General features: G+C 46.3%; 3 protein-coding genes and 1 pseudogene. 1 reads left to right on the forward strand and 3 read right to left on the reverse strand.

Annotated features, from left to right (window positions below; all coding sequences use genetic code 11):
- Positions 1 to 9: 9 nt before the first annotated feature.
- The 3 genes from BUB67_RS12475 to BUB67_RS12485 are packed head-to-tail and all read right to left on the reverse strand — an operon-like array spanning position 10 to position 7,414.
- Positions 10 to 1,479, reverse strand: coding sequence for a DUF1998 domain-containing protein (locus BUB67_RS12475; RefSeq protein ID WP_073239754.1), 1,470 nt, complete (start codon positions 1,477 to 1,479; stop codon positions 10 to 12).
- A gap of 20 nt (positions 1,480 to 1,499) precedes the next feature.
- Positions 1,500 to 5,291 (reverse strand): DEAD/DEAH box helicase, encoded by a 3,792-nt coding sequence (locus BUB67_RS12480; protein WP_073239755.1) that lies wholly within the window; start codon positions 5,289 to 5,291, stop codon positions 1,500 to 1,502.
- A gap of 14 nt (positions 5,292 to 5,305) precedes the next feature.
- The gene (locus BUB67_RS12485; protein WP_143157080.1) at positions 5,306 to 7,414 is read right to left on the reverse strand and encodes a hypothetical protein; all 2,109 of its coding nucleotides are present in this window, start codon (positions 7,412 to 7,414) and stop codon (positions 5,306 to 5,308) included.
- Between the two features lie 608 nt (positions 7,415 to 8,022).
- Between BUB67_RS12485 and BUB67_RS12490 the strand changes: the two are divergent.
- Positions 8,023 to 9,239 (forward strand): annotated as a pseudogene (locus tag BUB67_RS12490) (IS110 family RNA-guided transposase).
- The last annotated feature ends 169 nt before the right edge of the window (positions 9,240 to 9,408 follow it).

Genomic DNA, 9,408 nt, shown 5'->3' on the forward strand with positions numbered 1-9,408 from the left:
CCTCCAATCTTATTTACGTTGTAGTAAACGTTTCAGATAGTAAACAGCCCCTTGTCGTTCTAATCTACCAGTGGCAAGGGCCATTTGCGCATCAAAGGTCAATAAACAATCCAAACAGGCCCGCTGACAGAACTTATCATGCTCTTCATTGATGATTAATACTTTTTCCAAAGTATACTCCAGCCACCGTCTACCCATTGCCAGCAATTCCCTGGTGTGCCCTGCACCTCCTGGAACATTATCGTATAATACCACTGCCCAGTGGGCACGGTCTGTACCAACATTAAGGGTTAATACACCAATTTCCCTGGTATCAATTTCCAATAACCTGCAGGCAGCCTGTTGCAGGGCATAACCAACTGTCGTTGCTGTTTTTCCCTCTTCATCCATTCTGACCCGGCAGCCTGAAAAGTCTAAATATAACGCATCGGTGGTCTCCCGGGCAGCCAGCACCATTTTCCGCATCACCGGTGCTTCATCAGACTTCCAGCAATTTTTCCAATCCTTTTCTTCATCTATCGGGGCATGTTTTGTAAAACCATCTGGTAGACTTACCCTGCCATCTCCAGGTGTTTCCGGTTCACTTTCCGCATATCCACATTTTAGACAGATGGCAAACCCCTGTTGATAATCACCTTCGTTAAATACCAGTAATTCGGCATCTTCCTTATACTGGGCCACTAACCCTGATACTCCGGCAAAGTCCCTTTCTACTAATCTGCCATCATTGGTCGTTTGGGAAAAGGTGATAGTTTGCACTTCAGCCTGGCCGACCCGCTCAATATCGGTACCATAATAAGGAGGATCCCACTCTGCCGAGGTAAAACCATATCGAGGGAATAGCAAATTCCTTACTGTACCCGGATCTGCTTCATCACCGCAAATCGGGCATACTGCAGGTCGTTCAGTGGTCCAATAGTAAAAGTGTTTATTCCTGCACCGGGCAAATTGCCCCCTAAAGCCGATGGCATTATCAAAGTTTTCACCGGACCAGTGCTTTAATAAACCACGGGAGGTAACAATCCTCCCCCCCACCAGTAGTTGGGAACCCGGCACATACTCCCGCAGGGCCAGCAGACCAGCACGCTCCAACCGAAACTGATCCTCTTCTTTCTTTGAGTAATAATCCTCCGAGGGGATCATTACCCTTAGTTTTTGTACCCCGATGGGAAATCCGTAGCGGGGTAAAAATTGACGGTCAGCTAGGGCTTCAATGACAGTTGTATTGTACATATGCATCATTTGATAGTAGATTGCATTGGCCTGGGCCGGCTTTTCAGCCAGCTCCCAAGAAGTAACCAATCTCCGGTATTCATCCAGCCAATCTTTAGTAGACAAGTGGAATTGCTGTAAGGTAGCTTCTATAAGAGTATCCCAGTGGTACATTTCCTTGTCCAGTCCGGTATGACGGAATAAAATGTCTACTGCTTCAGAGATAACTCCTTTGCCGTCTTTTTTTACCCAATGTAAAAAGTCCACAAACTCGTCCCTTAAGCATTCTACAGTTTTTTCTTAGTCCAAGGCAACCGGGACGGGTTTACTTCTACTGGTAGAGGATCTTCCAGATGCGGTTTAATGGCCTTGCTGTTCCAACGGTGGGGTGCCGGTACTGCACAGAAATGACCCATTTTTCCGTAGGCGTTCATTGCCCCTACCCTGGTCTGAGGGTGGTAGATTTTGCTAAAGAAAAGACCCAGCAGAAAAGAATTAAAATGTCGCCGCACCACCCTAATACGGTCCAGAAAAATAATTGGTTTACGGGGAGTTTTACCAAGATAATCTCCCAACCGGTAGAATACTTCCCGATCGTAGGGACGCTGACGGCAAAAGGTAACTACCACAGATGACCCGTCGGTCCGCCGGCCGGCACGTCCTGCCCTTTGCAGGTAATTGGCTTTACCCGGAGGTACGTTACCCATCAATACTGCTACTAGACTGCCGATGTCTATACCTAGTTCCAAAGTGGTGGTGGCTGACAAAAGGTTACGCATTCCCTGGCGGAACAGATCCTGTAACCGCCTGTTTTCAGACGGGGACAGTTGAGCACTATGCTCCTCCGCCCATAATCCCAGCGAAAACAGCTTTCCTTCCGCATATTCCCGCCGGGTTCGCCCCCACCTAGGATCCTGGTCAGCCTCAGCGTGGCTTATTGGTTCCAAGGTGCCTGTACAACCTGTTTCCGGGGCACAGCCCAGTACACTGCGTGGCCAAATACGCCCGGTTACCCGGCACCGATAGAGTTGTTTTGGCTTGCGTAACCCCAGCTCTGAAAAGATAATTTGGAAGGCGTTATCACCGGCTATTTTTTTGCTGTGGTAATGGACACTCGGTCTTTTTAGCCACATAATTCGTGTTGCTTCTTTGGTTCCTGTAAAGCACTCCTGTTCCGCAATTATGTTAGATAGTTGGCGAAAGATTGTGGATAGTAACAAGGGGGTAAATTTTCTGGCCTCCATCTCTGCCAAACCGGCGGTCCTTAACACCTCTAGAGTAAACCGGTTGCGGCGGGACAGCTTTTTTCGGTATTCTTCCGGAGATAATTCTTCCCAGTTAACAGGTTGCCGACCTACAAAATTAGTTAACCCCCCGCCGCCTTTCGACTCAACACAAATCTTGTTAAAATATAACTTTCTGGCATATCGCTTGTTTCGCCTTCCGTCCTTGTCCCAGCTGATGACCCCTTCTACCCGCAAAGTGTCTAACAGAAAGGCCACCAGATCGACCCAACATTCTCTTAATGCTTCCCTTTCTTTTTCTGCTGGCAACAATGCCAAAAACTCTTCAGCAGGCATCAGGGTATCAAGCCCGGGGTAAGTTACTTCTACCAAACCTAGGGTCTCCAGAGAAATCTCTCTTGTGGGAGGGGAAGCTAATTCTTGGGCTAAATAATAGTGCATTTCCCGGGCCATGTTACGCCAGTTCTCCTGCCACGCCTCCAGATATTGACCCGGCCTGTGGTTAACAGCAGACTCCACATGCATAAACTCGCTGGCTATCTGCTCTTTAATTAGCTTATCTTCCCAACCCTTCACGGAGCCACCAACAGAAGCAGCATTTAACTTTTGCAACAACTGGAGCCGCTCGTTCTCCAGGTCTGTCCTTTCAGCCTCAGAAATGGTTTCATCACGCAATTCCTCCTCCAGTTCAGCCAACTTTCTTTTGTTTCTGGCAATTACCCGTTCATCGCTAAACACATCTCTGTGCACCATGCGCATAATTGCACTCCTGGCCATTTGCAATTCGTGCTGGCAAGTTAAAAGTGGACCAAGTCTCGCTGCATCCTGGCGGCTATCGGAAAAGGCCAGTACCCTTCTGCCCCGGGCCGGCAGTTGGTCATTGTGGGGGGCCGGGTAGGGTGGAACCTCAGCCAGTAGGGTTTCTGCCGTAATAGATAAATATAGATTATCTCTGCCTACAAACAGTTCTGTTTCCGATACGCTTTCCCGGCAGTTGGGGCAAACGTCTATAATTTTTAATTGCAATCCTGGCCCGCCGGGTAAAGCCACCTGGCCGGTTCTGGAATCGTTAATGCTAAATACATGACTTTGATTGCCTAATGCTTCAATTTTAGTAGTTAGGTATTTCATATCAGAAGATTGGCCCCCGGGAGGGTAGGACAAGAAGTCTTGTTCAATATCAGCTGCCAGCATCCACTCATTGCAACAGGAGCAACGGTATAGGGGCAGTGCTAGAGATTCACAATAAGGGCATTTTTCCACCATGCCGCTCATAACTACACCAAGTGGTTTCAGTTGACGGGAGGCAGGACCAGAACAATCACGGTTCAGACAGACACTCAACCCTTCGGCAGCACGAACAAGCACATGTAAGCGATGAGGTATCAGGGGGTAATCGTAAACCGTTAACCTGGCAGAAGCAGTGATTTGTAAAAGGCGAACGGTGGCCAAAAGAGCTTCCTCATCAATTCTGCTCCATAACATGTCAGCCAAATGAGGTAGTGTTAATCTCTTTTGATGCCAAAGAATATCCGCCAGTTCGTGTACAATGGGAGCATGGGCCAGGGAATGGTAGAGAAGTTTGGCAGGGTGGTTTTCATTGAAATATATCATTACTTGTTCTCCGGCTAGGGAAATAAGACCGGCTTTAAGTTTTTGGCAGTAATCGGCATCTTGTCTTAAAAAGGATACTCCCTGTTCATCTAACTCTATGGTTGATTCTATAGTGGCAAAATCCTTAGCGATTTGTTCAGGGGTAGGTTTAACAGAAGGTGAATATTTAGTACGAAGTGCTACCTCCTCCGGTTGACCCTGCACAACATAAACATGGTTCTTATCCTTACTAAAGATTTGCCCGGCAAAGCTTCTTAATTCATCCTCACTGCCAGTCCCAAGGGTAGCAGAGGTAGCCATTTGCAGAACATCGTTACTGGTTAACCCGCATTTCAAAAGGAGTCTACGCAGGAGTAACGTTATTTCCGCTGCAAGAGTGCCTGTATAAAGGTGGGCTTCATCCAACACAATGGCTTTTAGTCCCCTGCCAAAGAACACTGCATCCTGAGGTCGACAAAGCATGTACTCCAGCATCGAGTAGTTTGTTACCAGAATATCAGGCACCGGCAGCCGATCCGCCGGGTTAACGGTCTGTCCGTTAAGTGTTTCCAACCCCCTGGCCTGTTGCCTTGTTCGAATGCGGCATTCATCATACACCGGGGTGCCAAGTTTATCCGCTGTTTTTTTATCCTCAGGGGTTTCACTGGTAAAATGAAATAAGGTTATGCGATTTTGACCGCGAATCCACCGGTAGATACGATCAACCTGGTCATTAACCAGAGCATTCATGGGGTAGAGTAAGATACAACGGACGCCCTCCCCGGGATTGGCAGGCGTGTTAAAAAGCTCGTTTAAGATAGGTAGCAGGAAGGCCTCCGTTTTGCCCGCACCTGTACCTGCTGTTACAACAACAGCCGACCTTTCATTATTGGGTCCGCTTGTTTGGGCTGCTCGAATGGCTTCCAGTTGGTGAGTACGTAGTTCCCAATGTCCGGGGAAACGATGTCCGTCTTCACTTGGTTGGTTTAATAAATCTGCCAGTTGGGAGTTAAATTGATTAGTATGTACCAAGTCATTTAATGTTACACCGGAGGATTTGGCCGGGAAAGCTCCCTCCACCCAGATATCACTTATAAGCCCGCCGTCCCTGGGACCAGATGACCAAATATCTTGGCATATTTTAGCAAGTTTAGGATCTCTTACGGCAAACTGTTCCAAAGAAAAATCCACCAAGCGCTTTTTTAATGCTTCAGATAATTTCAGCGCATCAATTTGTGACATCTCGCTACCCCCACTCAGTTATATGCTGCATTGATAAGGCTAACACATAAATATTTACGTAAATATGGAAAGGAACAGGCAGCCAGGATGTTAGGCCTGCTCCAGTTACCCAACGGACGTTGGTATATCCAATCCAGAGCCCGACGAACAATACCATTCTTTATAAAAAAATAGTCTACATTTGCTTCCTTGGCCGCTAGCTCCCCTAGTTTTTCCCGCTCTTCGTTTATTTTACCGGGGTTTTTCAATTGAAGAATTTCCAACTCTAATCTATGCACCATATCCCTGGCAGCTATAACCCCCAGGTCTGCTTTAATTCTCCGCACAATTCTTCTTACCAGGTCAGCGTAAAGCAGCGGTGATACATCATTAATTTTCACCCTGCACCAGCCTAAATATTTGATTATTTCATCAATTGTTTGTTTGGTTGGCCTTGTAAAATACCTGCTTATCATTAGCTGGTTCAACATGTTTCCCACTCGAAGGTCAAGTAAATAATAGCGTAATGCCGCTTTTTCTCCTTCGCTGACCATTGCATGTTTTAACCCTTCCGGTAAACCTTCGTCCAATATCCAGGCAGCTATTACATCAGTAGGATGGGTTTGCAAAAGTCGTTGCACAAAACTATAGAGTTGGGAACTTACTATTGGAAACCGCCCCCACCTTAACAAAGCAGCAATAGCTGTCGGGGAGACTATACGGGATGACCCGAGTAGTGTTGGAAAAAATCGTTCCCCCCACCACGTTCCAACCCTTAAACCCCGGTACGCAACCATCACCGCAATATCCGGGGATATCTCAAAAGAAATATACCAGGAATCGTTATCTTTAGACTGCTCAATACAGTTTCCAGGTACTTCTCGTAAGGTACATGTAGAATCCCAGATAAATACCTGATGTTCCTCTCCCAATTCGTAAGCACATTTAAATTTGATTAATGTTTTCTTCAGCCGGGCATCGTAATAAATTTCTCTGATCATTCCTCGGTTTTGAACTTCACCGGCAATGACTAACCTATCCTGAGAGTTGTATGGCCTTTTTAATATCAGCGGGGCCCCAAACCCTCCAACATTTTTTAACAGTTGTGGGGATGTTTTTACTTCTTCCAGTATTTGATAGCCTTCCATAAGGCACAGCTTTTGACGGTTTTCTTTTTGTCGCCAGTTAGCAGGCAAATGTACTTGCAACGGGTTATTTATCAACTCTTTCTGTTCGATGATACATTGCTTGGTTAGAACCACTTTTTCTTTACTTTTAATTAGAGAAGCCCCCCGCCATTTAATCTTCGGCCTTTTCTCCAAACAATACATTTCCCTGCCATTGTAAAGGATATTGATTTTAAATAATGGTTTTAACTCTCTTATCGCAACAGGAACGGTTACATACCTGAAGCCATTTTGGTTGAAAGTAATATTTTTATCACCATATATAATCTTAATAACTTGACAGGATTGACCCGGTACCGAAATAGTAAAGGATATAGCCTCACCCAGTCGAGGTATAACGTCCCGGTCGGGATATATAGTAACTTGTCGAATATTAAAGGGTAATTCATTATTTCTATTTCTTTCACTGTCCGGATTTCTTACGTCAGTAAGCTCATCGTCCAACCAGAGAAATCCCCGCCCCAAAAGAGATTCTAATTGGGAAATTTCCTGGCCATTTAGGTGGTGTAAAAACCACTCCCGGTTAATATCAAATACCCTCTGACCAGAAACCGGTATTTCGGTTCCGCTATCAACAATAGCATAAAAGGACATTTTCTCCTTGTATGAATTACTCTTTGTTAATAATAACCCATCCTGATTGTAAATACTTATTGAACGGGTTGTATCCCAAAGTGCTATGTCATGATTGAATAACTCATTACCACTCTCACTGATAACTTCAACTTTTACAATTGGTTTATTGCAGTCAAGTTTTATCGGATATAAAAGTGTTAATGCACCGCTCTGCTCCGGAAATAAAACACCCTTTAATTCCTCATCCACCAGAACCTGATATTTATTCCTTGCTATCCCAGTTAAAGGTTGCTGTAAATTCAGCAGAAAATATGGTTCAGAATTAACCGGCCAAACCAGTCGCGGGGAAGCAAATATCATATTCACACCATGAGTTGTCAATTTAATCACCCGGAATTGTTCTAGGGAAAGGTATTTTACTTTATCCCTTAGAATATATGTGTACGATACAAAAAATTATTTTGATAATTTAAATAATATCATATAAGTATTGTCGAAATATGTATATTTGTGAAATCTATAATTTTTTTTGAAATTTTATTTACCTTCTGGAGAAACTTAGATATCCGATGGTCCCTGAATGTGCTTATGCTGTAAAGGCATGTACAAAGGCCTCATACAAGCCATGTTGCCTGCTGGCCGTGGCTCCAGCCGTTTCCTTGCGGAGCAGTCCGGGTGTCAAAAAGATACCCCTCCGGGGGGAGGGGTAAGTTTTAAAATTCTTCATCATCTTCAATTGGTTCACTGGTGGGGAACTGTACCACCTTAACTTTCCCCACCCGTTCCCGCTGCTTAAGTAGTTCCTGGAATAACGTGTAGCGGGTGTTGAGGGAAAGAAAAAATCCTGGTATGGTTTAATTGACCAACAAAAACATCAATACCAGGAGGGATCAAACATGTACAATCCACTTGCCCAAAAACTGGCCATGGTCACACCCGAAACTCTGATCGTAGGTGTAGACGTGGCGAAGCGCATCCACTACGCACAGATGATCAATTTCCGGGGGGAGGGACTGCACAAGCCGTTCCCATTCCAGAATACCACATCCGGCATTGGCAATCTAGTCCGTCAAATAAAAACGTTCCAGATGAAATACGGCCTTTCCGATGTCCTGGTGGCCATGGAACCTACCGGTCATTACTGGCTCCCCCTAGCCTGTACCTTGATTGCGCAGGGGATTACGGTGGTTATGGTCAACCCGCACCATGTAAAAAGGCCAAGGAACTGGACGATAATTCCCCCACCAAGCGGGACGACAAGGATGCCGGGGTAATTGCCCGCCTGGCCAGAGATGGACGGTTTCACTTCCCATATATTCCGACCGGGGTGCTGGCGGATATTCGCAACCTGGTCAATTTCCGGGAACGGCTGAACAAAGAACTGCAGCAGGCAAAGGCGGAAATAACCACCATTTTAGACCGCTATTTCCCGGAATTTCTGGACGTTTTCAAATCAGTGGAAGGCAAGGCAGCCATGGCTGCCCTGGAAAACTTTCCTTTTCCTGCCGATCTGCTTGAACGGACAGTAGAGGAAGTGGCTTCTGTTCTTAGAGAAGCTACTAACAAGCGGGTTGGCGGCAGGCATGCCGAACTGCTTCAGGAAAGCGCCAGGAATTCGGTGGGCATAAAGGATGGAGCAGAAGGTGCCCGGATCGATCTCCAATACCAACTACGCAGGGTTAAACAGATTCTTGATGAATGCAAACTGGTTGAAACCCGGCTGGCAGAACTGCTCAAAGAAATCCCTTATGCCGGGTACCTGCTCACCATCCCGGGAATGAGCATACTTCAGGTAGCCACCGTAGTTTCCGAAGTGGGTGACCTGAGCAACTACCGCAGCGCCAGGCAGTTGATCAAGCTGGCCGGCCTGAACCTGGTGGAAAACAGTTCCGGTAGCCACAAAGGACGGATCCGTATTAGCAAGCGGGGCAGGTCAAAACTGCGCTGCGCCCTCTTCCGGGTAGCGCTGATACTGGTAGCCAGAACACAGGAGTTTTCCCTGCTTCACCATTACTACACCACCAGGCCCAACAACCCGCTGAAAGGCAAGCAGTCATTGGTGGCAATCTGCTGTAAACTGTTGCGCATCATCTTTGCTCTGGGCCAAAAGAAAATGGTCTACGATAAAAATATGGTTATTTCTCAGGACCATCCACCCTTTAAGTATATGGAATCAGCAGTGAAATCCAAAAAAGCAGCAGCATAAGTTCGATTCAGCTGAAAAACAGACGGCGGTCCAGGGCCACACTCTCCGGCGCCGCCCGGACAGAACCTCAAGGGTAGTCAGGCCAGAGAACATGCTTATTTTCACCTTTCCTTCCGTCCGACAGGGTTGCAGGCGGAAGGCGCTGTCAGTAATACCAATAGCATTATCT

This window comes from Desulforamulus putei DSM 12395 (genome assembly GCF_900129195.1).
Lineage (GTDB): Bacteria > Bacillota > Desulfotomaculia > Desulfotomaculales > Desulfotomaculaceae > Desulfotomaculum > Desulfotomaculum putei.